Raw genomic sequence first — 26,905 nt, 5'->3', positions numbered from 1 at the left:
GCAATAAAAAGCCCCGCATTTAGCGGGGCTGAACGTTGTGCGTTAGCGTTATGCTGCTTCGACCTTACGCACTTTCTCTGGCAACTTTACCGGCTGAGTCGCCAGCGCCTCGGGTTCAAAATCATCAACATTGATACTGCGCAGACGGCTTGCTTCGGCTTTCACCAGAATCGCCGCTTCGTCTTTATCAATCAGTCCTTTGGCCAGCGCGTTATGTGCCAGCTCGTCCAGGCGGGTAAACGGTAGATTTTTACCCAACTCTTTGCAGATCCGCTGGTGGATTGGGTCGGCTGCAATGACATCCAGCAACGCCTCTTCCAGTAAGCCAACCGGGTTGTGTTCGCTTGGCGTCAGGTACTGACCGCGACCAAGACGAGAACGGGTGGCGCTTGGAACCTGCAGAATCTTCGCGACTTTATGATCCAGCTTGTCAGACGGTGCATGGTAGTGGCGACCGGTAGGGAAGATGACCACATTCAGCAGCCCGGCAACCAGACGGTTCGGGAAGTTTTTCAGCAGGTCATCCATCGCCTGTTCCGCTTTGTACAACGCATCCTGAACGCCCCAGTGAACCAGCGGCAGGTCGGCTTCATTGCGGCCTTCATCGTCATAACGCTTCAGCACGGCGGAAGCCAGATACAGCTGACTTAATACATCACCCAATCGAGCAGAGATACGTTCACGACGCTTCAGGCTACCACCCAATACGGCCATGGACACATCTGAAAGTAATGCCAGGTTGGCACTCAAACGGTTCAGGTGCTGGTAGTAACGCTTGGTGGCATCACCGGTTGGCGTGCTGCTGGTTAACCCGCGAGTCAAACCAAGCCAGAAGCTGCGCACTTTATTACTGCCTACATGACCAATATGTTTAAACAGCAGTTTGTCGAACGCATTCACGTCGTTATTCTGCGCCGCAGCCATCTCTTCAAGCACATATGGATGGCAGCGAATTGCGCCCTGGCCGAAGATCATCATGCTACGCGTCAGGATGTTGGCGCCTTCGACGGTAATGGCGATCGGTGCACCCTGATAAGCACGGGCCAGGAAGTTACTTTCGCCAAGCATGATGCCTTTGCCGCCAGTAATATCCATTGCATCGATGATTGACTGCTGTCCACGGTGAGTACAGTGATATTTCACGATAGCCGACAGCACCGCTGGTTTCTCACCAAGCATAATGCCGTAGGTAATCAGCGACGCTGCGGCATCCATCACATAGGCGTTACCGGCGATACGTGCCAACGGTTCTTCAATGCCTTCCATCTTGCCGATAGAGATTTTGAACTGGCGACGGATATGCGCATATGCGCCAGTCGCCATGGCGACGGATTTAACGCCGCCCGTAGAGTTAGATGGCAGGGTAATGCCGCGTCCTACGGACAGACATTCCACCAGCATACGCCAGCCCTGACCGGCCATTTTCGGGCCACCAATAATGTAATCAATCGGAACGAAGACATCTTTACCCAGCGTTGGTCCGTTCTGGAACGGCACGTTCAGCGGGAAGTGACGACGGCCAATTTGTACGCCCGGCGTTGAGGTTGGAATCAGCGCACAGGTAATGCCAAGATCTTCCTCGCCACCCAGCAGTTTTTCCGGGTCAGAGAGTTTAAACGCCAGACCCAGAACGGTAGCAATAGGAGCCAGCGTGATATAGCGTTTGTTCCAGGTCAGGCGCATACCCAGCACCTGCTGGCCCTGCCAGTCGCCCATACAAACCACGCCGGTATCAGGGATCGCACCTGCATCAGAGCCGGCTTCCGGGCTGGTCAGTGCAAAACACGGGATTTCCTGACCACGTGCCAGACGCGGCAGATAGTGGTTTTTCTGTTCTTCGGTGCCGTAATGCTGTAGCAGTTCACCAGGGCCTAATGAGTTAGGCACGCCGACGGTGATCGCCAGGATCCCAGAAACACCGGAGAGCTTCTGCAGTACGCGAGCCTGAGCATACGCAGAGAATTCCAGCCCGCCGTACTCTTTCTTGATGATCATTGCGAAGAAGCGGTGTTCTTTTAGATATGCCCACAATTCCGGCGGCAGATCCGCGAGTTCATGGGTTATCTGGAAGTCGTTCGCCATGCGGCATGCTTCTTCCACTGGGCCATCGATAAACGCTTGTTCTTCAGCAGTCAGATGCGGCTGCGGATAGTTGTGCAGTTTTTTCCAGTCAGGTTTGCCCTGGAACAGGTCACCTTCCCACCAGGTTGTACCGGCATCGATCGCTTCTTTTTCAGTACGCGACATTGGCGGCATGACTTTACGGAAACCGCGGAACACGGGAGCGGAAATCATGGATTTACGCATCGGGGTAAAGTTAAACGGTACGAGAATAATGGCCAGAGGAACCAGCAGCCAGACTGACCACAGGCCAGCCACGCCGAGCGCTGCCGTCCAGGCGAGCAAAACTAAGCTGCTGAGGAATAAGCTCACGCGGTGATAAAACAGAACGCTGAGCAGAACAACCGTAGCGATAATACTCAAAATCATCATAACGAAAAGCTCCCTTGCTTGTAGGAGGTCTGACCACTTGTGATGATATGGTTGTAGTGTATGTAAATTCTTTTAGCAATGTGTTTACAAAATAATTACAACAAAGCTCACATTGTTGTTGTTTTAACCGGCACAAAAAATCAAAAGCGACAGCCATTCCTGTGGCTTGCACTTCTCGCTGGTAGCGCTATCCGGTACACTGCATCTTGTCATTTACATTCATGCTGAAGGATATCCTCATGTACCAGGATCTTATTCGTAACGAACTGAGCGAAGCGGCGGAAACGCTGGCTAATTTTCTTAAAGATGACGCCAATATTCACGCCATTCAACGCGCGGCGGTCCTGTTGGCAGATAGCTTCAAAGCCGGTGGGAAGGTACTTTCCTGTGGTAATGGCGGCTCCCATTGCGATGCGATGCATTTCGCCGAAGAGCTGACTGGACGCTATCGTGAAAACCGCCCGGGCTACCCGGCTATCGCTATCTCTGACGTCAGCCACATCTCCTGCGTCAGCAACGATTTTGGTTACGATTATGTATTCTCCCGCTACGTTGAAGCGGTTGGCCGTGAAGGCGATGTCCTGTTAGGCATCTCCACTTCGGGCAACTCCGGTAACGTGATTAAAGCGATTGCTGCGGCGCGTGAGAAGGGAATGAAAGTCATCACCCTGACCGGCAAAGATGGCGGTAAAATGGCTGGTAGCGCAGATATTGAAATTCGCGTGCCGCACTTTGGCTATGCCGACCGTATCCAGGAAATTCATATCAAAGTGATCCATATTCTGATCCAGTTGATCGAAAAAGAGATGGTTAAATAACTATACCCGTCATACTTCAAGCTGCAGGTGCGTTGGTTGCGCTCAGAAACCCCAGTCACATAGTTATCTATGCTCCTGGGGATTTCCTCCCTTACCGCCTTCCTGCAACTCGAATTATTTAGGGTATAGCATATTGTTTTCTCTGATATTTTGAGTTTTGATTGGCTGTAACAATTACGCTTTCCCGCTTAAGGCGTTTGTGGAGGTGATGTATGTGCGAACTGCTCGGGATGAGCGCCAATGTGCCAACCGATATTTGCTTTAGCTTCACCGGGCTGGTTCAGCGCGGCGGAGGTACCGGGCCGCACAAAGACGGCTGGGGTATTACATTTTACGAGGGTAAGGGCTGCCGTACGTTTAAAGATCCGCAACCCAGCTTTAATTCGCCTATTGCCAAACTGGTTCAAGACTATCCCATTAAATCCTGTTCCGTGATTGCCCATATTCGTCAGGCGAATCGGGGTGAAGTGGCGCTGGAAAATACCCACCCGTTTACGCGTGAACTGTGGGGACGCAACTGGACCTATGCCCATAACGGACAGCTGAGCGGCTATAAATCGCTGGAAACCGGTAATTTCCGTCCGGTCGGCGAAACCGACAGTGAAAAAGCCTTCTGCTGGCTGCTGCATAAGCTGACCGAGCGTTATCCGCGCACGCCAGGTAATATGACGGCGGTGTTTAAATATATCGCGGCGCTGGCAGGAGAACTGCGAGAGAAGGGCGTCTTCAACATGCTATTGTCTGACGGGCGCTATGTGATGGCCTTCTGTTCGACCAACCTGTTTTGGATCACGCGTCGTGCGCCGTTTGGCGTGGCGACATTGCTGGATCAGGATGTGGAAATTGATTTTAGCTCAGAGACCACACCCAATGATGTGGTCACTGTTATTGCTACTCAGCCACTGACGGGCAACGAAACCTGGCAAAAGATTATGCCAGGCGAGTGGGCGCTATTTTGTCTCGGGGAGCGTGTAGTTTGATGCCAGCTGTGGCTGAATGACTTCGTGACTCAACGGCTTGCTGACGATATAACGGCCATCGACAACGGAAACGGTCGGTGGCTTACGCGTTTGTTCAAAGTAATCGTATCCCGGTTTTAGCTGCGACCAGAAATCTTTGTAATACGAAAACTTATGGCGCTGCATGTTCGCGTCAGTCATGCGGAACGGGTAAATGCTCACCTGAACGCTGGACTGGCCGAACACCAGAGCGCCGGTCACAAACTGGAAAATCTCATCAATACCGTTGTCGGTCATCGCATAGCAACCGACAGAAACGCAGGCGCCGTGGATCATCAGGTACTTACCTTCGTAGCCGTGCGCACGATCGTAGGCGTTAGGGAAGCCAATGTTAATGGCTTTATAAAAGCGACTGTCTGGTTTGAGTTGCCCGCGCTGAACGCTGTAGAACCCTTCCGGACTTTTAAAATCACCCTGACGCTGTTTTGGCCCTAATCCACCGGAGTAGTTACAGATCTTATAGCTGTCGAGCAGCTGATACTGTTCGCCCATCTTGACGTACAGATCGAGCGTCCGCTCTTCTTTAAAGATCTGAATATAGACAGGGGACCCCATCAATTGCTGCTTATATTCTTTGCTGATTGGCGTGGTTGGGCTGCCGCTGCTCAGCAAACCGGCAAATGAAACGCACGGCAATAAAAGCATCGCAAGAAAAAATGCGATTTTACGCATACTGCTTATTCCTTGATAAAACGATTACACACGCCAGGACGGCAAAAAGAGTCCCCAAATCAGAAAAGTCTGTATTTGGAGCGCTCACATTAGCACCAAGAGAGTTTTTCGCAAGTCTCTCGTGCGCCGTTTACACTTTAGTTTCTCTTTATACGGAAAATCGCGCAGAAAGGCAGTCAGACAGTGGCGTATTTTTTCATCGGCCTTATGTCGTAATGCCTGATGAGTGTGCTAGTTATAATGTATTGAATTTAAAGAAATAATTATTTAATAATCGAATATTAAAACGGATTGTCAGGCCATCGCGCTAGACTGCGCTGAACGTGTTTGCCTCGGTACTCTTTTTTCATGTCTTTTGTCTCTGCGTCCCGACGTATTTTGCCGGGCCTGCTGTCTTTGTGTGTTGTGTTGTCCTCACCGTCTGTCGCCAAAGTTCAGCCCCTCTTATCTGACGCCCATTTAAGCTATGCGGCGCAAATGCGCATGCGTAACCGCGCCCGGCTGCTGAAGCTGTACCACGCGCAGGTAAAAAAGCAGGCAAGTTATGTGGTGGAAGGCAATGCGCAAAGTAAAAGCGCGCTACGCCAGCAAAACAGGACGCTGATTAAGCAGCACCCGGAATGGTTTCCCGGGCCGCTTAAAGCCAGCGATCACCATTGGCAGGCGCTCGCCGAGAACGCACATTTTCTTAGCAGCGATCATTTGCACAACATCACTGAAGTGGCTATCCATCGTCTTGAGCAGCAGTTGGGAAAGCCCTATCTGTGGGGAGGTACCAATCCGGATGCCGGGTTTGACTGCAGTGGACTGATTTTTTACGCCTACAACAAAATACTGGCAGCAAAGTTGCCCCGTACGGCGAACGAAATGTATCACTATCGACGGGCAACGATTGTGGCTGATCGCGATCTTCGTCGTGGTGATCTCGTGTTCTTTCACATTCACAGTCGGGATATTGCCGATCATATGGGCGTCTATTTGGGGCAGGATCAGTTTATTGAATCACCACGCACGGGAGAAAGTATTCGGGTAAGTCATTTATCTGATGCGTTTTGGCAAGACCATTACCTCGGCGCCCGGCGTATTCTTACGGAGAATACGATTCTTTAATTCATAATCAGCAGGAGTAGCGTCATAAAAGCAAAGATCAGTACGCCGACGAAGAGCAACTCGCACAGTTCAAACAGTAAATACGTGGCGGAAGCCTGCTCTTTACGTTTCGGTCGATGTTTTTGGCGGGGGGATGTGCTCGCTTCCTCCTGCCGATGGACGAACTCCATAAACGTTAGCCATTGTCGGGAATAACGACGATGCCCCAGTTTATGAGGCACCATTTTTTCAGCCTGCTTCCGTGCCATTACATTTCAGTCCCTGTAAGTGTAATGCGATCCCATCAATTGCCTGTATTTCTTACGTAATGTAATAAAGCGACAAAGTAAGTTAAGACTTAAGTTGCCGCCCTGGGTTTACGTTAGCTCAACGCTCCCATAATGTTTAATTCCAGTTCGTCCGGTACTTCGTTATACGACAGTACTTGCAGTCCGGGTGCAAACAGCCGCGCATAGCGCGCGAGCAGAGGACGTAGCTGCGGTGCGACCAGCAGTACCGGCTCTTTACCTGCGGCTTTCATCTGTTCTTTTATCTGCGGCATAGTGGTTTGGAACTGATTAAGCATATTGGGATCGACCGGAACGCTGTCCAGCACTACTTTTCCACCTTGCTGTGCCTGATTAACCACATTCGCCAGCAAGTTCTCCAGCTCATTATTCAGCGTGTATACCGCCAGCTCATCTTTGCGCACAAACGGGTGGGTAATGCTACGGCGCAGCGCGAGGCGGATATCTGCGGTTAACAAAATATGATCCTTGGTAACGGCACTACTGGCGACCAGTACAGTGGCGATCGTGACGATATCGCGCAATGAAACACCGTCAATAAGCAGTGCCCGGTACACCTTCAACAGCTGGCTATAGTTCAATGCAGCACTGAGATCTTCAGCCAGCCGCGGTGCCATCGAGGAGAGGCGATTGTGCAATTGTGTAATATCGTCGTAGTTAAACAGGTCAGGGATGTAGTTGCGGATGACTTTATTCACATGTGTCGCAATCACACTGGCGCTATCGATAACCTGATAACCCATATTGAGCGCTTTTGCTTTCTGCGCCGGTTGAATCCAGGTGACGGGCATCCCGTAAGCCGGATCGTTACCTAACACACCATCAATCTCGCCATAGGTCTCACTGGAGGGGAGCGCCATCAGCTTATCTGCGGGGATATCTGCTTCATCGGCTTTGATTCCGTTGATAAAAATGGCGTACTGCGTGGGTTTCAGCCTGAAGTTTTCGCGAATACGAATTTCTGGTAGCAACACGCCGTTGTTATCGGAGATAACTTGCCGTACGCCGCGAATGCGCTGGGTCAGCGGATTGCCTTTCGATTTATCCACCAGCGACACCAGCTTGTAGCCCAGACTCAGGCTAATGGGTTCAATCAGCGGAATAGTCTCCCAACTGACCTGCAGTTCGCTGGTTTCGGCGATGGCTTTGCTCAGCGTTTCGAGACTCTTCTCTTCAGTTTCTGCGACTTTCGGTCGTTTGCTCATACGCCAGGCGGTAAACCCGAGCAGCCCGCTGAAAATCAGAAACGGGAAGTGCGGCATCCCTGGTACCACCGCCAGCACGAACATAATGCTGGTGGCGGTATACAGCACGGAAGGGCTGGCCAACAGTTGTGTGCGAACGTCGGAAGCAATATCGCCATTATCGCTGACGCGCGTCACGATGATTGCCGCAGCCGTCGATAGCAGCAGAGACGGGATTTGCGCGACCAGGCCGTCACCGATGGTCATCAACACGTATTGCTGGAAGGCCGCCTCGGCACTTAAATCGTATTTAAAGATTCCGATGCAGACACCGCCAATCAGGTTGATCGCCAGTATCATCATCCCGGCGATGGCATCCCCGCGTACGAATTTTGATGCGCCGTCCATTGCACCGTAGAAATCGGCCTCGCTGGCGACATCTTTACGGCGAGTCTGCGCCTGTTGCTGGTTGATAAGCCCGGCATTCAGATCGGCATCGATCGCCATCTGCTTACCGGGCATGGCGTCCAGCGTAAAGCGGGCAGAAACCTCGGAGATTCGCTCTGCGCCTTTGGTTACCACAATGAAGTTGATTGTAAACAGCGTCAGTAAATCAGAACGAGAAAACATCGTGGCGGCCTTGCATGGTCAATCCATCTTTAACGGCGGTGGGCTTGCGCCACTGAATAAGATTGGCAAGCAACCTCTACCTTCTACGACGAAAAATCAAAGTATTACCCGCGCGAATCTGGATAAAGAGAAGACCGCTGCACCGAAAGAGACGGCAACGGTGAGCGCAGAAACAGAAAAGAAAGCGCGTGATGTGAATGAGAAAACGGCCCTGTTAAAGAAAAAATCGGCGAGCGAGTTGGGTGAGTTGGCAACCGACATTAGCGTGATTGCCAGGAATGCGCATATGGAAGCCAACCTGGAGATGGAGATTGTGCCCCAGGGGCTACGCGTATTGATTAAAGACGACCAGAACCGGAATATGTTTGAACGGGGTAGCGCCAGAATTACGCCCTTTTTTAACGCGCTGCTGGTTGAACTGGCCCCGGTGTTTGATTCGCTGGACAACAAACTCATCATCACCGGGCATACGGACGCGATGAGTTACAAGAGCAATCTCTATAACAACTGGAATCTCTCCGGCGACCGTGCACTGTCGGCCCGTCGTGTGCTGGAGGATGCCGGAATGCCTCAGAGTAAAGTGATGCAGGTTAGCGCGATGGCCGATCAAATGCTGCTGGATGCCAAGAATCCTGAAAGTGCAGGTAACCGGCGCATTGAGATCATGGTGTTGACGCAAAGTGCCTCTGACACGCTGTATCAATATTTTGGCCAGCACGGAGAGAAAATTGTGCAGCCGCTGGTAAGCAAGCTGGATAAACAAAAGAAGGTGATGTCTTTGCGCCAACAACCTGCTCCCGTCGTTCATTAAGGGGTTTTTCGCCCTTCACATCATGGGGGGCATAATCCCGTCTGGCATTCATCATGGGTTTGTCATTTTTCGGGACGGGTGCAGGCTTCTCATAATATAAAAATACTGTATACTTAAACAGTATTGTGGGAGGCGAGCGATGCGCAAAATCATACATGTCGATATGGACTGCTTTTTCGCGGCGGTGGAAATGCGTGATAACCCGGCCCTGTGCGACATCCCCATTGCTATTGGTGGCAGTCGCGAACGCCGGGGAGTCATCAGCACCGCCAATTACCCGGCACGAAAGTTTGGTGTGCGTAGCGCAATGCCTACGGGTATGGCGCTAAAACTGTGCCCGCATCTCACCTTATTACCCGGCCGTTACGACGCATATAAAGAGGCCTCTCGCCAGATTCAGGCCATCTTCTCTCGCTACACTTCGCTCATCGAACCCCTTTCGCTGGATGAAGCCTATCTTGATGTGACCGACAGTCCGCACTGCCACGGCTCGGCCACGCTGATAGCACAAGAGATCCGTCAGACGATTTTCAACGAACTACAGCTAACCGCTTCTGCGGGGGTTGCTCCGGTTAAATTTCTGGCCAAAATCGCCTCCGACCTGAATAAACCCAACGGGCAATATGTGATTACTCCCGCGGATGTTCCCGAATTCCTCAGAACGTTACCGTTGGGGAAAATACCCGGCGTCGGCAAAGTCTCTGCCGCGAAACTGGAATCGATGGGATTGCGGACCTGTGAAGATGTTCAAAAATACGATCTGGCCCTGCTGCTTAAGCGGTTTGGTAAGTTTGGTCGTGTGCTGTGGGAACGTAGTCAGGGTATTGATGAACGCGATGTGAATAACGACAGGCTGCGAAAGTCAGTCGGTGTCGAGCGCACGCTGGCGGAAGATATTCATGAATGGTCGGAGTGTGAGGCGATTATTGAGCGACTCTACCCGGAACTGGAGCGGCGGCTGGCAAAGGTTAAACCTGATCTCTTCATCGCCCGTCAGGGGGTGAAGTTAAAGTTTAATGATTTTCAGCAGACGACGCAGGAACACGTCTGGCCGCGCTTAAATAAAGAGGATCTGATCGCGACGGCGCGCAATACCTGGAATGAACGTCGGGGAGGGCGCGGGGTAAGGCTGGTGGGATTACACGTAACGCTGCTGGATCCGCAGATGGAAAGACAGCTACTGTTGGGGATTTGACGCTAACGTATTGCCGGATGGCGGCGTAAATGCCTTATCCGGCCTACAAATCAGCGTGCAGGCCGGATGGCGACGTAAATGCCTTATCCGGCCTACAAATCAGCGCGTAGGCCGGATAAGCGCAGCGCCATCCGGCATTTATTGCAGAGACTTACTTCGCGGGAATAGACTTCAGCAGCTCGGTCAGAAGCGTCCAGTAATGACCGACGCTTTCAATATGAACCTGCTCATCCGGAGAGTGCGGACCGGTGATAGTCGGCCCAATGGAAACCATGTCCATATCCGGATACGGTTTCTTGAACAGACCGCATTCCAGACCTGCGTGGATAATCTGGATATTCGGCGTCTTGTTGAACAGACGCTGATAGGTTTCACGCACCAGGTGCATAACCGGTGAGTTTGCATCCGGCTGCCAGCCAGGATACGCACCTTTGGCTTCCGTTTTCGCGCCAGCCAGCTTGCCCAGGGAATCCAGCATGCTTACCACGTAGTCTTTACCGCTGTCGATCAGCGAACGAACCAGGCAGTGAATCTGTACATTATCGTCAGTCATGGTCACAACGCCAACGTTCAGCGAGGTTTCTACAACGCCTTTTGCCACGTCGGAATTGCGGATTACACCGTTTGGCGTGGCGTTCAGCAGACGAATGAAGCTATCGCGAGACTGGGTAGTCAGTGCGGCTTTGTCGTTGCTGACGGCATCCAGCAGCAGCGCCAGATTCTTCTCTTTTGCTTCCAGCTCGTTTTTCAGGATCTCCTGATACGTGCTGACCAACGCTTTTAACGCATCAACTTTATCGGCAGCAACGGCGAGGGTCGCAAAGGCTTCGCGTGGAATAGCGTTACGCAGCGTACCGCCGTTGAAGTCAACCAGACGCAGATCCAGTTCCTGGGCGTGGCCTGCCAGGAAGCGTACCAGCAGCTTGTTGGCATTACCGAGGCCAACGTGGATTTCGCCACCGGAGTGACCGCCTTTCAGGCCTTTTAAGGTCAGCTTAAAGTTCTGGAAGCCAGCAGGAATAGCTTCACGGGACAGCGGCAGGTTAGAGGTGAAGTCGATACCCCCTGCGCAACCCATGTAGATCTCACCTTCTTCTTCAGAGTCGGTGTTGATCAGGATATCAGCCTGCAGCCAGTTCGCCTGCAGACCAAATGCGCCGTCCATGCCCGCTTCTTCGGTCATGGTCAGCAGCACTTCCAGCGGACCGTGTACCACGTTGTCATCAGCCAGTACCGCCAGCGCAGACGCCATACCGATACCGTTATCTGCACCCAGCGTGGTACCACGGGCTTTTACCCATTCGCCATCAATATACGGCTGGATCGGATCTTTGGTGAAGTCGTGCACGGTGTCGTTATTTTTTTGCGGGACCATATCCAGGTGCGCCTGCAAAACAACCGGCTTGCGATTTTCCATTCCTGCAGTAGCGGGTTTACGAATCAGGATATTACCAACCTGATCGCGCTCGACGTGGAAACCTTTCTCCTGGGCCCAGCTCAGAATGTGTTCAGCGAGTTGCTCTTCATGGTAGGACGGATGAGGAATAGAACAGATTTTGGCAAAAATATCCCACAGCGGTTGCGGGGATAACTGAGACAGTTCAGACACGTTGAGTCTCCTTGGCGATGTCCTACAAAATTGACTTGCAGGCCACGGGGTTAGCGGAATTAAAAACACCACAAGTCAGGCTTGCGCGATGCGATTGAGAATACCACTTTCTTCGCCGACGGCTAGTATAAAGCATGCAAAAAGAGGCGCGGATTCCGCGAAACACTGGTTTTTAGTGCGTCAGGTCTCTATAATCTCGCGCAACCTGGTTCACCCTCAATTTATTAATTAGCCGTAGATAAACAGGCTGGGACACTTCACATGAGCGAAAAATACGTCGTCACCTGGGACATGTTGCAAGTCCATGCACGTAAACTGGCAAGCCGCCTGATGCCTTCTGAACAATGGAAAGGCATTATTGCCGTTAGCCGTGGTGGTCTGGTGCCGGGCGCATTGCTGGCGCGTGAATTGGGCATTCGTCATGTCGATACCGTATGCATCTCCAGCTACGATCACGACAATCAGCGCGAACTGAAAGTGCTGAAGCGTGCGGAAGGTGACGGTGAAGGTTTCATCGTGATCGATGACCTGGTAGACACCGGTGGTACCGCCGTTGCTATCCGCGAAATGTATCCTAAAGCGCATTTCGTCACTATCTTCGCTAAGCCGGCAGGTCGCCCGCTGGTGAATGACTATGTGGTTGATATCCCGCAGGATACCTGGATTGAGCAGCCGTGGGATATGGGCGTGGTATTTGTTCCGCCGATCTCTGGTCGCTAATCTAAAAAGTTTTCAACGCCCGCACTGCCGGGCGTTGTTCTTTTTGTGCGGTGTCAGGTTACACTATGCCTTAGTGAGTACTCATGGAGGCCGTAATCATGTCGCAGGCTAACCTCAGCGAAGTTCTGTTTAAACCCCGCTTCAAACATCCTGAAACATCAACGTTGGTTCGTCGTTTTAACCACGGCGCGCAACCGTCTGTGCAGTCCGCTCTGGATGGCAAAACAATCCCGCACTGGTATCGCATGGTGAATCGCCTGATGTGGATCTGGCGTGGGGTCGATCCGCGTGAAATCCTTGAAGTGCAGGCGCGTATCGTCATGAGCGAAGCCGAACGCACGGATAAAGAGCTCTACGATACGGTCATTGGCTATCGTGGTGGGAACTGGATCTACGAGTGGGCGAAGCAGGCGATGGACTGGCAACAGAAAGCGTCTATGGAAGAGGACCCGCAGGTGAGTGGTCGCCACTGGCTGCATGCCTCCACGCTGTACAACATTGCAGCATACCCGCATTTAAAAGGTGATGAGCTGGCAGAACAGGCGCAGGCCCTGGCCAACCGCGCTTACGAAGAGGCGGCCCAACGACTGCCAGGTACGCTGCGCGAGATGGAATTTGCCGTTGCCGGCGGTGCGCCGGTAACCGGTTTCCTGCACATGCCAAAAGGCGACGGCCCGTTCCCGACAGTGCTGATGTGCGGCGGCTTGGATTCCATGCAAACCGACTACTACACCCTGTATGAGCGCTATTTCGCTCCGCGTGGTATTGCCATGCTGACGCTGGATATGCCTTCGGTCGGATTCTCGTCAAAATGGAAATTGACCCAGGATTCCAGCCTGCTGCATCAACATGTATTAAAAGCGCTGCCAAATATTCCCTGGGTTGATCATACCCGTGTGGCAGCATTCGGTTTTCGCTTTGGCGCTAACGTCGCAGTACGCCTGGCCTATCTTGAATCGTCGCGCCTGAAAGCTGTGGCCTGTCTGGGACCGGTGGTCCATGCGCTGCTTAGCGACCCACAGCGTCAGGCTTCAGTACCGGAAATGTATCTTGACGTTCTGGCCAGCCGTCTGGGGATGCACGATGCGTCCGATGAAGCGCTGCGCGTCGAGCTAAACCGCTATTCATTAAAGGTACAAGGGCTGCTGGGCCGTCGCTGTCCAACGCCAATGCTCTCGGGGTTCTGGAAAAACGATCCGTTTAGTCCGGAAGAGGAGTCTCGCTTAATTACTTCGTCATCTTCTGACGGTAAGCTGCTGGAGGTTCCGTTCAACCCGGTGTATCGCAATTTTGACAAAGCGCTGCAAGAAATTACCGGGTGGATCAATCATAGATTGTGTTAATAGATTGCTAAATTTTATTGGTTTGGTAAAACAGTTGCTTCACCTAAGGAGATCGCAATGACGTTACCGAGTGGACACCCGAAAAGCAGATTGATCAAAAAATTCACCGCGCTTGGCCCATACATCCGCGAAGGGCAGTGCGAAGATAATCGATTCTTTTTCGATTGTCTGGCTGTTTGCGTCAATGTGAAACCGGCGCCAGAGAAACGTGAATTTTGGGGCTGGTGGATGGAGCTGGAAGCGCAGGAAAAACGCTTTACGTACAGCTACCAGTTTGGTTTGTTCGATAAAGACGGCAACTGGACCGCTGTGCCGATTAAAGAGACTGAAGTGGTAGAGCGACTGGAATACACCTTACGCGAGTTTCATGAAAAGTTGCGTGGGTTGTTAACGACGCTGAATCTGGCGCTGGAGCCTGCTGACGACTTTAAGGATGAGCCGGTTAAATTAACGGCATAATGAACAGAAAAAAGCCGGATGGCGGCGCAACCTCATCCGGCTTTTTTTATGCTATATCAAAACTGGTAGACCATACCCACCGCGACGATATCATCATCGTTGATGCCCAGCTTATTATTGCTATCCAGTTGGTTGATTTTATAATCAACAAAGGCCGACATATTTTTGTTGAAATAATAGGTCGCGCCCACGTCGATATAATTCACCAGATCCTCATCGCCTACGCCTTCAATATCTTTGCCTTTTGACAGCACATAACCCAGAGATGGACGCAGACCAAAGTCAAACTGGTACTGAGCGACCACTTCGAAGTTCTGAGTTTTGTTAGCAAAGCCACCGGAAATAGGTGTCATATTGCGTGTTTCAGAATAGAACGTTGCCAGATAAATATCATTGGCATCATATTTTAAACCTGTCGCCCAGGATTCTGCTTTATCGCCAGTACCCCGGTTTTGCAGGTTCTGCTGATTGGTACGGTCAGAGTTGGTATACGCACCACTGATAGCGAAATCGCTGCCGCCAAAGTCATACGTCACGGAGGTACCAAAGCCGTCGCCGTTCTGTTTTTTCACATCGCGATCCTGGTTTTTGCCCTGATATTGCAGGGTAAGATCCAGACCATCAACGACGCCGAAGAAGTCGGTATTACGGTAGGTGGCCAGGCCGCTGGCACGTTTGGTCATAAAGTTATCGGTCTGTGCGGAAGAGTCACCGCCGAATTCCGGGAACATATCCGTCCACGCTTCCACGTCATACAGCGCACCCAGGTTACGACCATAATCAAACGAGCCAAAATCTTTTAATTTCACACCGGCGAAAGCCAGACGTGTTTTTTGCTGATTGGTTTCGTTTTCCGCTTTATTTCCTGCGAACTCAGCTTCCCAACGACCATAACCGGTCAGTTGATCGTTAATTTGCGTTTCGCCTTTAAAACCTAAGCGGATATAGCTCTGGTCGCCGTCTTTGCTGTCATAATCAGTCATGTAGTGCATCGCTTTGACTTTGCCATACAAGTCCAGTTTATTACTGTTCTTGTTATAGACTTCTGCCGCCTGTACGGACGCCGATGCAACAATTCCCATCACCACTAATGCCAGAGTGCTCTTTTTCATTTTCATTCCTGATTTAAAGTACGCGCTAATATTTACTGGGTGTGATCCCCGTTAAAAGACAGGAAGGTTTTTAACGTCTGGCAATGAACGTTTTATGACAAAGTAAGAATATTTTTAAAAAAGAATGTTTTTTTGTGTCTGTAATAAATGCGTCAAAATCTGCCGCTACGCTTGCTGATCCTGCGCAATAAAATTTCATGCTTTGTGCGCTGGCTGTTGGCAACCGGAGCCAGTCCTGCTAAAACGTTCGTTTGATATCATTTTCCCCAATTTTGAATGGCAGAGAATCATGAGTGACAGCCAGACGCTGGTGGTAAAACTTGGCACCAGTGTGTTAACGGGCGGATCGCGCCGCCTGAACCGCGCCCATATCGTCGAACTGGTTCGCCAGTGCGCGCAGCTCCATGCCGCAGGGCATCGTATTGTTATCGTTACCTCGGGCGCGATTGCTGCCGGGCGCGAGCATCTTGGTTACCCTGAACTCCCGGCGACGATAGCGTCGAAACAACTGTTGGCGGCGGTAGGGCAGAGTCGATTGATTCAACTATGGGAACAGCTGTTCTCAATTTACGGTATTCATATCGGCCAGATGCTGCTGACGCGTGCGGATATGGAAGACAGAGAGCGCTTCCTTAATGCCCGCGATACGTTGCGTGCGCTGCTGGATAACAACATTGTTCCCGTCATCAATGAGAACGACGCAGTGGCGACGGCTGAAATTAAAGTCGGTGATAACGACAACCTTTCGGCGCTGGCGGCGATCCTGGCGGGTGCCGATAAGCTGCTGCTGTTGACCGATCAACAAGGTCTGTTTACTGCCGATCCGCGTACTAACCCGCAGGCGGAACTGATCAAAGATGTTCACGGTATTGATGATGCGCTGCGCGCCATTGCCGGGGACAGCGTCTCTGGTCTGGGAACCGGGGGGATGGGAACTAAATTACAGGCTGCCGACGTGGCTTGCCGCGCGGGTATCGACACCATTATTGCCGCAGGCAGCAAGCCGGGCGTCATTGGTGATGTGATGGAAGGTGTTTCCGTCGGTACACGTTTTCATGCGCAGGCTTCTCCGTTGGAAAACCGTAAACGCTGGATTTTCGGTGCTCCGCCTGCCGGGGAGATTACCGTCGATGAGGGTGCTACCGCGGCGATTCTGGAGCGCGGCAGTTCATTGCTGCCAAAAGGCATTAAAAGCGTGACAGGCGACTTTTCTCGTGGTGAAGTGATCCGCATCTGCAACCTCGAAGGGCGTGATATTGCCCACGGCGTCACGCGCTATAATAGTGACGCGTTACGCCGTATTGCCGGGCACCACTCACAACAGATTGACACTATTCTTGGCTATGAATATGGCCCGGTTGCTGTCCATCGCGACGATATGATTACCCGTTAAGGAACAGGCATATGCTGGAACAAATGGGCATTGCTGCCAAAGCTGCGTCGTATAAGCTGGCGCTACTCTCCAGCCGCGAAAAAAACCGCGTGCTGGAAACCATTGCTGATGAGCTGGAAGCGCAAACGGAAAGTATCCTCAGCGCGAACGCACAGGATGTTGAACAGGCGCGTGAAAATGGCCTGAGCGAAGCGATGCTTGATCGCCTTGCACTGACCCCGGCACGCCTGAAAGCCATCGCTGACGACGTGCGTCAGGTGTGTAATCTCGCTGACCCGGTAGGGCAGGTGATTGACGGCGGTCTACTGGATAGCGGTCTGCGTCTGGAGCGTCGCCGCGTGCCGCTGGGCGTGATTGGCGTGATTTATGAAGCGCGTCCAAACGTCACCGTTGATGTGGCTTCGCTGTGCCTGAAAACGGGCAATGCGGCGATTCTACGTGGTGGAAAAGAGACGTACCGGACGAACGCCGCCACTGTTGCCGTGATCCAGCATGCGCTGCAAGCCTGTGGTTTACCGGCTGCTGCGGTGCAGTCGATTGATAACCCGGATCGTGCGCTGGTCACTGAAATGCTGCGGATGGATAAGTACATCGATATGCTGATCCCTCGCGGTGGCGCAGGGCTGCACAAGCTGTGTCGTGAACAGTCGACTATCCCGGTTATCACCGGTGGTATTGGCGTATGTCATATCTATGTAGATGATACGGCTGAGATCGCCCCGGCGCTGAAGATTATCGTCAACGCCAAAACCCAGCGCCCGAGCACGTGTAACACTGTCGAGACACTGTTGGTGAATCAGAGTATCGCTGAGCGCTTCCTGCCTGCACTAAGCCAGCAAATGGCAGAAAGCGGCGTGACGCTTCATGCAGATGATGCCGCACTAGCCGTGTTGCAGGCCGGACCGGCAAACGTCGTGGCGGTAAAAGCGGAACAGTATGACGATGAGTTTTTGTCGCTGGATCTGAACGTGAAGATTGTTGCCGACCTGGATGATGCCATTGCTCATATTCGTGAGCATGGTACTCAGCATTCCGATGCGATTCTGACGCGTACGCTGCGCAACGCCGATCGTTTTGTGAATGAAGTCGATTCTTCCGCCGTGTACGTAAACGCCTCGACCCGTTTTACCGATGGCGGTCAGTTTGGGCTCGGTGCGGAAGTCGCCGTGAGCACGCAAAAATTACACGCGCGTGGCCCAATGGGGCTGGAAGCACTGACCACTTACAAGTGGATTGGCTTTGGTGACGACACGATTCGTGCGTAATTGAAACCGGGTGATGCAAAAATAGGCGTTTGATTCACAAGGCCATTGACGCATCGCCCGGTTAGTTTTAACCTTCTACCCCGTGTTCGCATTCGTGGACATGTCCTTATCAGGGCCGATATAGCTCAGTTGGTAGAGCAGCGCATTCGTAATGCGAAGGTCGTAGGTTCGACTCCTATTATCGGCACCAGTAACCACGCGGCCTCACGCGATATTCACCAAGTCTGCAAACGTGCCTTGTGCCATATTTGTGCCATTTCCTGCCAGAAATGAGTCAATTTGCATCGCATGTTGCGTCAGGTGATTCGGTGCTAAGTGAGCATAGCGCTGAACCATTTCAATGCTCTCCCAACCTCCCATTTCCTGAAGCGCTGATAACGGAACGCCGGACTGCACAAGCCAGCTTGCCCAGGTGTGCCGCAAATCATGGAAACGGAAGTTTTCAATTCCGGCTCTTCTTAACGCAGCCCTCCACGCTGTGTTAGCATCGCTCCTCATCTTCCTGACCTCTTTAGTCCTGGTTCCATCCGGACGAACAGATGATTCAGTGTGAACGAACACCCACCGATTGTGCTTTCCTACCTGATCGCGTAATACCCTGCATGCAGAATCATTAAGGGCGACCCCAATCGCCCTGCCTGCTTTTGCATCCTCCGGGTGTATCCACGCAACCTTCCTTTGCATGTCTATCTGAGACCATTCCAGATCCGTTATGTTGGATCGCCTCAATCCCGTTGCCAGAGCAAAAACAACCACCGGCTTAAAGTGGTCAGGCAATTCACGTATTAATGACTGCGCCTCATCTTTTGTCAGCCATCGAATACGTTTGTTCTTTGGAACGGGGCATTTTATATTCGGCGCTTTGGCTATCCATCGCCATTCGTTAGCCGCACATCTGAGCAAAGCCCGAATGAAAGCAAGGTGTGTTGTTCTGGTTGCCTGTGCTGCTGGCTTTTCCTTGTACTCTGGAACAGGCTTACCCATCCTGAGACAACTATCCCGTCGTGACTCCCAGTTAAGTCTGTGCTTCCTGTTTACCATTCCACTGGCGGCTGAGAGAATTTTATCCTCTGTAATCTCGGACAGGTCCATTCCCCGGAAATGCATAAGCCAGAATCCGATCCGGCTTTTATCATCGTCCAGGCTCTTCTTATGCTGCTTCTCGTTCAGCCAGCGCACACATGCTTCATCAAAAGTGTGCGCCTTATATTCCCCCATCTTGTCTACACGCCACGCTTCAGCTTTTAGCTGATCATGGAGTTCCTGCGCTTGCCTTTTGTCCGTTGTGCCAAGAGACCGTCTAATTCTGACGCCACCAGGCGTAACGAAGTCGCAGTGCCACGTACCGGCACGTTGTTTGATTGACATGCTTTACCCTCCTGCACATCAACCGCATTCACCGGCTGATTGTGGATCGTGTTCTTCAGCGCTGCAATGCAATCTGTCTTGCAGATGAGATATGGACTTTTCTTTTTAGCGGGATTTTTACGGGTAGCGGCGAGTCTTCCAGACTTTATCCATTCGGCTACAGTCCCTTCACTGACGCGCAGGAAGTTCGCCGCCTCGTCGCGGGTGAAAATTATTTCTTCCATCGGATACTCCAGGCAAAAAGAACCCGGCACTGTGGCCGGGTGCAGAGTTGTTTATCTGACTTCGATATCAGGAATAATTACTGATGGTTTGAATGTCACACGGTAGTGATTGACGCTGGCGTTTGTTCCGCTCAAATCCTCCATAAACCATGTGACGTTATCTGACAGGCCAAGCATGTGCTTTTTGTATATACCTGGACCCGTTTTGCAAATTACTCCCAGCGTCCGATAGGTGCTGGTATTGTCTTTCGAACATAAGCCGGTAATTTCCAGTATGAATTCACCGGTGATGCCGTTATAGAAGACAAAGCGGCGCTGAGATTCAAAGTTATCTGCAGCCTTACTAACGTTACGACTGGCTACGTCAGCATCATTGACATCACATGCCGAAAGCGCCAGAACGCTCAGCAATAGCAATCCTTTCTTCATTGGTTCACCTGTAAAAGAATGCCCTCACACTGGAGGGAAAATGGGGGATAGCGTGGCAGTGCATTCGCACCCGATAGCCAGCTCATAACTGGCTATCAGTTGCGTCAGTGGAAGCTAATGCAGCCATTGTTCGAGGCCATCTCCATGGCTGACTGCCAGTGCTGGTACTGTTTGAAGAATTGGCTGCCGATTTCTTCAGCCTTGTCATGGAAAAACTTAAAATCAGACAGTAATTTCGTCGCAACAGATGTGCCAATAAATCCTTCGGAATCGCTAAAGTTGATTAATTCATAGAATGGGCCGCTGTCGGAATTGAGCACGCCGCCGAAATGGTTGGATTCTTTCCCGAATCCATTCTCATATTCGCCAATCGGGTAGCCGGCCATTTCCGCGAGCTCATTGCGCCACCAGTAATAGCCGCCATAACCTACGCCGTGACCTGTGCAGTCTTCATATGTGTAAACGCCCCCATCGACAAGCTCATCCGCACGCCCCGGGAAGCCTGGATTTTTCCAGACGTGGAAATAGTGCTGCTCTACCTCTTCGCCACTGCTGTTATAGATGGCATCGCCATCCTCATTCAGATGAGCTTCCAGGTGTTTTATGTTGCTGTACGCAGTGATATCTAATCCCATAATCTCTCCTCATGCCGCCCGCATAGCGCGGAGGCGTTTTAAGTGTTCTGCTGTTTCAATTTCTTCGGCGAACCGCTCGGCCTGTGCTTTGGTAAGCGGCTCGAACTCTGCCTGAAAGCGGCCCATACTGGCGATGCAGGTGCGACCGTTTCTGATGTAGTGGATGACTTCGTGAGTAGCGCGGATGATTTTGCAGGGGGCACCGTGGAGGTCGGCATACCAGGTATTAGGCTGGATTATCCTGAACATTGTATTGCTCCCGAAGCATGAGGAACACAATCATTGCTCCGCGTAGCGGGTTTGACTGATACTGAATGCGACATTCATCGAACTGGTCAACAGCGTTCCACCACTCAGAACTGGCATCTTCAGCGCAATCCCAAACCAGACTGATGCGATTCTTCAGGATGATCGGTCCGGCATCCTCCCAGCACAAAGTTGGTGCGTATTGCTCCCATGGATTTTCACCATCACTCACCCAAACGGTATGCGGCCTGAGTTCGTGATACTTGCTCGTCATGCCAGTGGACTTGCTATCGTCAATTTCCTGAACCTGTAACCCTTCTGCGATAGCGACGCGCTTGTTTATCTCAAAGTCACTCAACTTGCTGTAATCCATCACTCACCCTCGCAGTGTTTGCATATAGGCCACATCACATCACCTCCGGTTAAGAGATTCGATTAATGACGCATTCTGTTTTTTAAGTTTGCACATCTCGCACAACTGAATGGCTCCTTCATTTGGATTCCAGTTAACGTTGTTAACCCGATCCCCGCACCGCAAGTCACTTCCATTAGGGTTCAGTTGAACCCTGCACCCAATTTCTTCATCTTTGTATCGCATCACACCCTCCCAATCTTCTTACGCAATTCCATATTGCTCTGGCAATCAACGCACATCGTGCATCCCGGATAAAGCCCTCTACCAAGCTCGGAAATCAATTACAGGATTATTCGGAAGGGGTTATCGCTGGCACTGGTCCTATGAGATCAGCGCAACAAGACGCTAGAACTAGGCTTGTTAATCGATTCACAGAAAACTATGGAGATTATGATCCATCAGTGGTTGTTGACAGTCTAAGGTCAGGTATTGCAAGAGAAAAATCTTTAGCCAAGGTAAAACTAAGCGAGCTATCTAGTAAAATGGTTGGCAAGCCGGTTGATACAAGTGGCTCCATAAGAGCTATCGACGGTGCAATAAACGAACTTGGAAGGCTTAAAGGTGTTTCTGATACTCAAACCATTTCTGCACTTAATGATTATAAGAAGGCTATTCAGGAAACATCTGGCGGAGATGATGCATTTGAGTTGCTTGATAAGCTAAGGACTCAATTCCGCATTGATGTCAAAGGAGATCGCGCAGTTCTTCCGTCACAGTCACAATCGATGGTAGACAGAGTATACAACTCGCTAACCAACAGCCTTAACAAATCTATAGCGAAAGGTCTTAGCCCAAAAGACGCTTCAGCATGGAGAGCAGGAAAGGCTGACTATGCAAAAATGGCAACAGATGCAACTCAGACACGCCTTAAAAATGTCCTAAACAAAGGAGATTTGACACCTGAGGCTGTGAACACCATTGTTTATGGGCAGTATGGTTCAGATATAGCTCGATTGTATGGAAAACTAGATCCAAAAGGCAAGGATATGCTAAGGGCGGCATATATCAGCAAAATAGCAGCCAAAGCAGGTGATAGCCCTCAGAGAATGATGACTGAGCTCGGCAAGTTGCAGAAACAAGCAAATGGTCAAGTTTTTAAAACTGTATTCGGGGGGAAGAGCGGAAAAGAGATAGAAGGGATGCTTTCAATTCTTGAAGCTACGAAAAGAGCATCTGAGGCCAATGTGGTAACAAAAACAGGTATGACATTGGCGCCATTGGTTAGAGTCATTGGAAACTTAAAAACCGGAGGTGCTCTCTTGGCTGGTGAAACAGGAATTGGTCTTATGTCTAGGGTTTATGAAAGCCCCATGGCAAGGAATGCGCTTTTGCGGCTGGCAAACACTAAAGCAGGTACGCCCTCATATGAAAGGGCGTTAAATCAGGCGGCTATTGCGCTTAGACCGCTACTGGCTAACCAGGCAACACAGCAGTGACAAATCGCCATGGATGGCGATTAGATGAAAACTTTAATGGTCAACAAAACCAAACAAATTGAGATAACTGTTAAGTAGGTTACCATTTGCTTGCCTACTCTTAAATTAGTAGAAAGAGAATCACCTATTGATTTTATTGATGCATCGAGGTCTTTTAACTCCACCTTGTCATCATCATCGCTGAATATGTCGATTTCATCAGGTTCGGGATCACTTTTAGCATGTTTCTCGCTTGGTGACTTGGATGACGAGACTCGAGTAAGCATTACAAAGTTCTCATCATCGTTTTTTGGCTTGATGACATATGTGGTGGGCCAAACGCCAGCCATGCTATCCAGCCAACTAGCGTAAGCTGGAAAACATATCCCTAGGTCGATAAAGTTATCACCACCACTAAATCTTTCGAATATCCGAGAGAAGCTTTCAGAGTCTAGGTTCAAAGATATGGAAAGTGTGTTATCACCTTGCTTGAATGGGTATTCTCTTTTTTCATTCTCGTCATCAAAATAAAATTCTCCGCAATAAATATTTGGCTTATCACCATCGGTGATTTCACGGATTGAGACTTGAATAGCAGGCGGGCTAACCGCCATCATCATTCCGTCTTTGTTAGTTATGCAATAAAGGCGATCTGAAACCGAATTCATATCAATGTTTGCTTTTATGTACCGACTTAAGGAAATCGATTTTTCAAACATTTCAATGTGGTGTGTGTAATCTCCACGCTTCAATGGTTCAACATCAAACTTATGCCTAGAAACACCACAACTTGTGACAGCTACAACATCACTAGATGACATGGATAAAGACGCCATCCTGTATTCATAATCTGGATGTGTGGCATCATTTTTAACGCTATCCTCCGAGGTTAGGCCGCCCTTGTCATCAACCATTATCGCGCTACCAAATATCATGCTATCCCCCTTTGTTTTCCTAACTCTACCACGGAGATACTGCAACGTTAACCATAGCCCGGCATAGTCCGGGTTTTTTGTACCTGCAATAAACCAACCGCGCATCACACGCGCACGTTATAATCCTAGAGCCTACAGAAAGCGAGCCTGAGAGTTAGTTGTACTCTGGGGCGGCTATCTCTGTGTGACAGGCTCACTTTCTATAGGTAAACCCCATGCGATATCCAACCGTATCAGTAAACGGCGTTTCCGTTCGTGTTGACGACGAAGGGCGCTATAGCCTGAATGATCTCCATGCGGCAGCAGTGGCGAACGGTGAGGCATCCGAGTCTCAAAGGCCATCCGTATTCCTCCGTAGTGCCCAGATCAAACGTTTCGTAAAAGCGCTAAAATCCAAAGCACTAAAAAGTGCTTCGGAACAAAATCAACCACTTAATGTAATAAAAGGTGGTGATCAAAGTGGCGCATGGGGAGTAGAGTTGCTTGCCATCCGTTATGCAGCATGGATTAAGCCTGAATTTGAGATAGAAGTTTATGAGGTGTTCAGGACCGTGATACGTCTCGGCATTAGTGCAATGTCACGCCTGAACAAAATCGACCACATCATCAATACCGAAACCAAGCAGATCAGCCAGTGCGCCAGTCAGATGGCGAAGTGGGGTGTAGGTGGTCGCAAGCAACTATTGCAGGCTGCGAGATCGCGTGTTGTTGATGAAGTGCAGATGTACTTGCCGGGAATCGCGTGAAGAAATGCCCGGTTCGCCGGGCTATTTTTTTCGATAGAAATCTTTTAGCTTTTCGAATACTAGTTCTTGAATCTCTCTGGATACGATGTCAGCTTGGCGTTCCGCATCATCCCTGTATCCGATTACTGGCGTAGGCTTTTCAAGTGAATCAGCCACTATCTGCACTAGCTCTGCATTTAGTGACCTTCCGTTTGCCTTTGCCCTCTGCTTAACCTTTTCTTTCAGCTCGTAGGGTAGCCTGAGGTTAAATTGCGGGTCATCTCTTCCCATTTTTGATGCCTCACTTTTGTAAGTGGATCGGCATCATATGATCTACTGGTTGTATCCACAATAAGACCACCGTGGTCCTATGTTAATGATTAATCACAATTTACCGCAGCTCGCCTGTGGGGATTACTTGCGCCTGGAGCACAGTAAATGTCAGATATCACTGCAAATGTCGTAGTAAGCATGCCTTCACAGTTATTCACTATGCCGCGCTCATTCAAGGCTGTAGCAAATGGTAAAATTTACATCGGCCAGATTGATACCGACCCGGTTAACCCTGCAAACCAGATTCAGGTTTATATTGAGAATGAGGATGGTAGCCATGTGCCTGTATCACAGCCAATCGTAATAAACGCTGGCGGATACCCGGTATATAACGGACAGATTGCGAAGTTCGTAACTGTGCAGGGGCACTCTATGGCTGTTTATGATGCCTATAACGCGCAGCAGTTTTACTTCCACAATGTACTAAAATACGACCCAGACCAGTTTAAGCTGCAATTATCAAACACAACCGATCAGCAACTTGGTGACTCTCTGGTAGGCGTTAGGCAGCCACTTCAAGGGTCTGTTGGAAGGACTCAACATGAAAAAAATAGAGATATAATTTCTGTAAAAGATTTTGGTGCTGTAGGTGATGGAGCAACCGTTGATACTGCTGCAATACAAAATGCACTAGACTCAGGAAGAAGCATTTTTTTTCCACCCGGTGTTTATTTGTGCGGTCCGGTAACTTTAACGGGAATTGATTCAATAGCAATTTATTCAGAGTCTGGTATTCATTCTGCTCAAATAAAATCAATATCATCTGGCTTCATTCTTACTCTTAATGGAGCAACAAATATAAAAATAGAGGGGTTAACATTCACTGGAGATGACTCGTTGAGTGGTACTGGTGGAGTTAACTTAATTAACAACTCAATGGCTCATGTATATAAATGTTACTTCTATAGATTTAATGGGCCAGGTCTTAGGCATGGTGGAGACTCTACTAATCAGATGAGTGGAAATATAATCAGAGATTGTATTTTTTATTCGTGCGGAACTGATGGGGCATCTCCACAACTTGAGTGCATCTATAGCCAAGACTACTCATACACAGGTAACCAATTTGGTTCTTTACGTCCATTTACTCTAGAAAATAGACCAGCAATAGGCGTTCGAATGACATCATGCAGCAATGGTTACTTCTCTGATAATTTGATATGGCAGTGTTCTGAAGGTGCTGTTTTTCAGGAGCAATGTCGTTATAATAGAATAATAGCAAATAGATTTGAAGAGTCACAAAAATCAGGTGTTAGTTTTTCAGATTGCGAATTGACAATTTTTTCAAATAATTGGATTAATGACAATTCATTACTTGAGGCATCTGCTTACGATGCTGCAATATTTTATAATTGCAGTTATTTTACAATAACTGGAAACCAGGTACATGCTTGGGGTTATCCATCTCGTGTTCATGCAACTAGTTATTCAATCGGCGGTACGGGGAATGGTAACACATTTAAATCCAATAAAAGTAGATATGCAGGTGGTAAGCATTTTTCAATGGGAAATAGTGTCACAGCAACTGAAGTAGATTACTTTGTCTCATATACATCAGCAACCAATCTGACAGGAAATACAGTTTCTTACCTTACTCCGGTTGGTTCTTCAACGAACCAAGCGGTATGCGCAATAAACTCAGGAAAAAAAATAGCAGCATCCATGACATTACAACTTAATGTTTCTCCTGGAACAAACCAATCTGTTACAGCTGTTCTTATGGTGGATGGTGTTGAGACTGGCCTTCTTTGCTCAGTTTCAAATAATGGATTTTCTTCTTACAGCACTGTTTCAGTTGATGTCCATGATGGGTCTGCTATTAACATAAAGCTTACATATAGCCTAAGCGCCGCCTCATCAATTCCAAGAGTTGTTGTTAATTTTGTTGATGTATAGCTAAATGTGTAAGTAATATAACTTTTCATACTTTATAAGAACGCAATAGTTTGTTTAAAACAATCATCAGGATGAGACAAAAACGGGACACACAAAGCTTTGCATTGGTTTGCAGGGTCTTGCGTGCTCTTGATGGGATGGGATGGGATGGGATGGGATGGGAT

Annotated in this window: 26 protein-coding genes, 1 tRNA gene and 1 pseudogene; 14 read left to right on the top strand and 14 right to left on the bottom strand. The window is 49.9% G+C overall.

All coding sequences use genetic code 11. The features are described 5' to 3' along the window. Window positions 1-48: 48 nt before the first annotated feature. Complete coding sequence (fadE, locus tag NNN64_RS16395; protein ID WP_271442045.1) at window positions 49-2,493, bottom strand: acyl-CoA dehydrogenase FadE; 2,445 nt, start codon at window positions 2,491-2,493, stop codon at window positions 49-51. 239 nt (window positions 2,494-2,732) lie between these two features. Here fadE and lpcA point away from each other — a divergent pair, with 239 nt between their 5' ends. After that, window positions 2,733-3,311 (top strand): D-sedoheptulose 7-phosphate isomerase, encoded by a 579-nt coding sequence (lpcA, locus tag NNN64_RS16390; RefSeq protein WP_016151815.1) that lies wholly within the window; start codon window positions 2,733-2,735, stop codon window positions 3,309-3,311. 212 nt (window positions 3,312-3,523) lie between these two features. Next, window positions 3,524-4,291, top strand: a complete 768-nt coding sequence (locus NNN64_RS16385) for a class II glutamine amidotransferase (protein WP_069323846.1) — start codon at window positions 3,524-3,526, stop codon at window positions 4,289-4,291. On the opposite strand, the gene dpaA is transcribed toward NNN64_RS16385, so the two are convergent. After that, window positions 4,262-5,002, bottom strand: coding sequence for a peptidoglycan meso-diaminopimelic acid protein amidase (dpaA, locus tag NNN64_RS16380; RefSeq protein ID WP_271442044.1), 741 nt, complete (start codon window positions 5,000-5,002; stop codon window positions 4,262-4,264). The genes NNN64_RS16385 and dpaA overlap by 30 nt on opposite strands. A 348-nt stretch (window positions 5,003-5,350) precedes the next feature. Here dpaA and NNN64_RS16375 point away from each other — a divergent pair, with 348 nt between their 5' ends. Then, complete coding sequence (locus NNN64_RS16375) at window positions 5,351-6,112, top strand: C40 family peptidase (RefSeq protein WP_271442043.1); 762 nt, start codon at window positions 5,351-5,353, stop codon at window positions 6,110-6,112. On the opposite strand, the gene NNN64_RS16370 is transcribed toward NNN64_RS16375, so the two are convergent. Then, the gene (locus NNN64_RS16370; protein WP_271442042.1) at window positions 6,109-6,360 is read right to left on the bottom strand and encodes a hypothetical protein; all 252 of its coding nucleotides are present in this window, start codon (window positions 6,358-6,360) and stop codon (window positions 6,109-6,111) included. The genes NNN64_RS16375 and NNN64_RS16370 overlap by 4 nt on opposite strands. A 113-nt stretch (window positions 6,361-6,473) precedes the next feature. After that, window positions 6,474-8,192: pseudogene (locus NNN64_RS16365) on the bottom strand (flagellar biosynthesis protein FlhA); the annotation flags it as partial. Between NNN64_RS16365 and lafU the strand changes: the two are divergent. Together lafU and dinB are read left to right on the top strand one after the other, a co-directional pair. Beyond that, entirely contained in the window at window positions 8,104-9,024 is a 921-nt protein-coding gene (lafU, locus tag NNN64_RS16360) for a putative lateral flagellar export/assembly protein LafU (protein WP_271442041.1), read from the top strand. The pseudogene NNN64_RS16365 and the gene lafU overlap by 89 nt on opposite strands. 139 nt (window positions 9,025-9,163) lie before the next feature. Continuing rightward, complete coding sequence (dinB, locus tag NNN64_RS16355; protein ID WP_271442040.1) at window positions 9,164-10,219, top strand: DNA polymerase IV; 1,056 nt, start codon at window positions 9,164-9,166, stop codon at window positions 10,217-10,219. 151 nt (window positions 10,220-10,370) lie between these two features. Here the strand turns inward: dinB and pepD are convergent, their stop codons facing one another. Further along, the gene (gene pepD, locus NNN64_RS16350; RefSeq protein ID WP_271442039.1) at window positions 10,371-11,828 is read right to left on the bottom strand and encodes a cytosol nonspecific dipeptidase; all 1,458 of its coding nucleotides are present in this window, start codon (window positions 11,826-11,828) and stop codon (window positions 10,371-10,373) included. Between the two features lie 261 nt (window positions 11,829-12,089). Between pepD and gpt the strand changes: the two genes are divergently transcribed. The 3 genes from gpt (at window position 12,090) to crl (ending at window position 14,350) form a co-directional block, all read left to right on the top strand. Beyond that, window positions 12,090-12,548 carry a xanthine phosphoribosyltransferase gene (gpt, locus tag NNN64_RS16345; protein WP_048212530.1) on the top strand — a complete coding sequence of 153 codons (459 nt, stop codon included), beginning with the start codon at window positions 12,090-12,092 and terminating at the stop codon, window positions 12,546-12,548. Window positions 12,549-12,646: 98 nt separating this feature from the next. Beyond that, entirely contained in the window at window positions 12,647-13,891 is a 1,245-nt protein-coding gene (gene frsA / locus NNN64_RS16340) for an esterase FrsA (protein ID WP_271442038.1), read from the top strand. Window positions 13,892-13,948: 57 nt separating this feature from the next. Further along, window positions 13,949-14,350 carry a sigma factor-binding protein Crl gene (crl, locus tag NNN64_RS16335; RefSeq protein ID WP_005133595.1) on the top strand — a complete coding sequence of 134 codons (402 nt, stop codon included), beginning with the start codon at window positions 13,949-13,951 and terminating at the stop codon, window positions 14,348-14,350. Between the two features lie 56 nt (window positions 14,351-14,406). Here the strand turns inward: crl and phoE are convergent, their stop codons facing one another. Next, window positions 14,407-15,462, bottom strand: coding sequence for a phosphoporin PhoE (phoE, locus tag NNN64_RS16330; RefSeq protein ID WP_137384434.1), 1,056 nt, complete (start codon window positions 15,460-15,462; stop codon window positions 14,407-14,409). A 289-nt stretch (window positions 15,463-15,751) separates the two neighbouring features. Here phoE and proB point away from each other — a divergent pair, with 289 nt between their 5' ends. The 3 genes from proB (at window position 15,752) to NNN64_RS16315 (ending at window position 18,310) form a co-directional block, all read left to right on the top strand. Continuing rightward, entirely contained in the window at window positions 15,752-16,855 is a 1,104-nt protein-coding gene (gene proB, locus NNN64_RS16325) for a glutamate 5-kinase (RefSeq protein ID WP_202039385.1), read from the top strand. A gap of 11 nt (window positions 16,856-16,866) precedes the next feature. Then, the gene (gene proA, locus NNN64_RS16320; protein WP_271442037.1) at window positions 16,867-18,120 is read left to right on the top strand and encodes a glutamate-5-semialdehyde dehydrogenase; all 1,254 of its coding nucleotides are present in this window, start codon (window positions 16,867-16,869) and stop codon (window positions 18,118-18,120) included. Between the two features lie 114 nt (window positions 18,121-18,234). Then, window positions 18,235-18,310 (top strand) — tRNA-Thr (locus NNN64_RS16315). Window positions 18,311-18,324: 14 nt separating this feature from the next. Here the strand turns inward: NNN64_RS16315 and NNN64_RS16310 are convergent. From NNN64_RS16310 to NNN64_RS16285, 6 genes are all read right to left on the bottom strand, one after another. After that, complete coding sequence (locus NNN64_RS16310) at window positions 18,325-19,482, bottom strand: site-specific integrase (protein WP_264209222.1); 1,158 nt, start codon at window positions 19,480-19,482, stop codon at window positions 18,325-18,327. Next, on the bottom strand, window positions 19,365-19,712 hold the full coding sequence (locus tag NNN64_RS16305; RefSeq protein ID WP_074170635.1) for a helix-turn-helix domain-containing protein: 348 nt from the start codon (window positions 19,710-19,712) through the stop codon (window positions 19,365-19,367). The genes NNN64_RS16310 and NNN64_RS16305 overlap by 118 nt, the downstream gene beginning before the upstream one ends. Window positions 19,713-19,763: 51 nt before the next feature. After that, window positions 19,764-20,141, bottom strand: a complete 378-nt coding sequence (locus NNN64_RS16300; protein WP_271442036.1) for a beta-sandwich lipoprotein — start codon at window positions 20,139-20,141, stop codon at window positions 19,764-19,766. 104 nt (window positions 20,142-20,245) lie between these two features. Then, window positions 20,246-20,776, bottom strand: coding sequence for a hypothetical protein (locus tag NNN64_RS16295; RefSeq protein WP_271442035.1), 531 nt, complete (start codon window positions 20,774-20,776; stop codon window positions 20,246-20,248). Window positions 20,777-20,785: 9 nt separating this feature from the next. Then, complete coding sequence (locus NNN64_RS16290) at window positions 20,786-21,025, bottom strand: DUF4222 domain-containing protein (RefSeq protein ID WP_271442034.1); 240 nt, start codon at window positions 21,023-21,025, stop codon at window positions 20,786-20,788. Continuing rightward, window positions 21,003-21,395 carry a phage protein NinX family protein gene (locus NNN64_RS16285; protein ID WP_271442033.1) on the bottom strand — a complete coding sequence of 131 codons (393 nt, stop codon included), beginning with the start codon at window positions 21,393-21,395 and terminating at the stop codon, window positions 21,003-21,005. The genes NNN64_RS16290 and NNN64_RS16285 overlap by 23 nt, the downstream gene beginning before the upstream one ends. 365 nt (window positions 21,396-21,760) lie before the next feature. Between NNN64_RS16285 and NNN64_RS16280 the strand changes: the two genes are divergently transcribed. Beyond that, on the top strand, window positions 21,761-22,873 hold the full coding sequence (locus NNN64_RS16280; protein ID WP_271442032.1) for a hypothetical protein: 1,113 nt from the start codon (window positions 21,761-21,763) through the stop codon (window positions 22,871-22,873). 20 nt (window positions 22,874-22,893) lie between these two features. Here the strand turns inward: NNN64_RS16280 and NNN64_RS16275 are convergent, their stop codons facing one another. Beyond that, complete coding sequence (locus tag NNN64_RS16275) at window positions 22,894-23,787, bottom strand: hypothetical protein (RefSeq protein WP_271442031.1); 894 nt, start codon at window positions 23,785-23,787, stop codon at window positions 22,894-22,896. Window positions 23,788-24,002: 215 nt separating this feature from the next. Between NNN64_RS16275 and NNN64_RS16270 the strand changes: the two genes are divergently transcribed. Beyond that, window positions 24,003-24,533 (top strand): KilA-N domain-containing protein, encoded by a 531-nt coding sequence (locus NNN64_RS16270; RefSeq protein ID WP_271442030.1) that lies wholly within the window; start codon window positions 24,003-24,005, stop codon window positions 24,531-24,533. Window positions 24,534-24,554: 21 nt separating this feature from the next. Here NNN64_RS16270 and NNN64_RS16265 read toward each other — a convergent pair whose 3' ends face one another. After that, a complete protein-coding gene (locus tag NNN64_RS16265) occupies window positions 24,555-24,803 on the bottom strand; it encodes an Arc family DNA-binding protein (protein ID WP_271442029.1) in 249 nt (82 codons plus the stop codon). 147 nt (window positions 24,804-24,950) lie between these two features. Here NNN64_RS16265 and NNN64_RS16260 point away from each other — a divergent pair, with 147 nt between their 5' ends. Next, window positions 24,951-26,741: a phage tailspike protein gene (locus NNN64_RS16260; protein WP_271442028.1), complete on the top strand. Its 1,791-nt coding sequence runs from the start codon at window positions 24,951-24,953 to the stop codon at window positions 26,739-26,741. Window positions 26,742-26,905: the final 164 nt, after the last annotated feature.

It is taken from the genome of Citrobacter sp. Igbk 14 (genome assembly GCF_028069825.1).
GTDB lineage: Bacteria > Pseudomonadota > Gammaproteobacteria > Enterobacterales > Enterobacteriaceae > Citrobacter.
The sequence above is the reverse complement of the archived record's forward strand: the minus strand, read 5'-3'. Positions and strand labels throughout refer to the sequence as shown.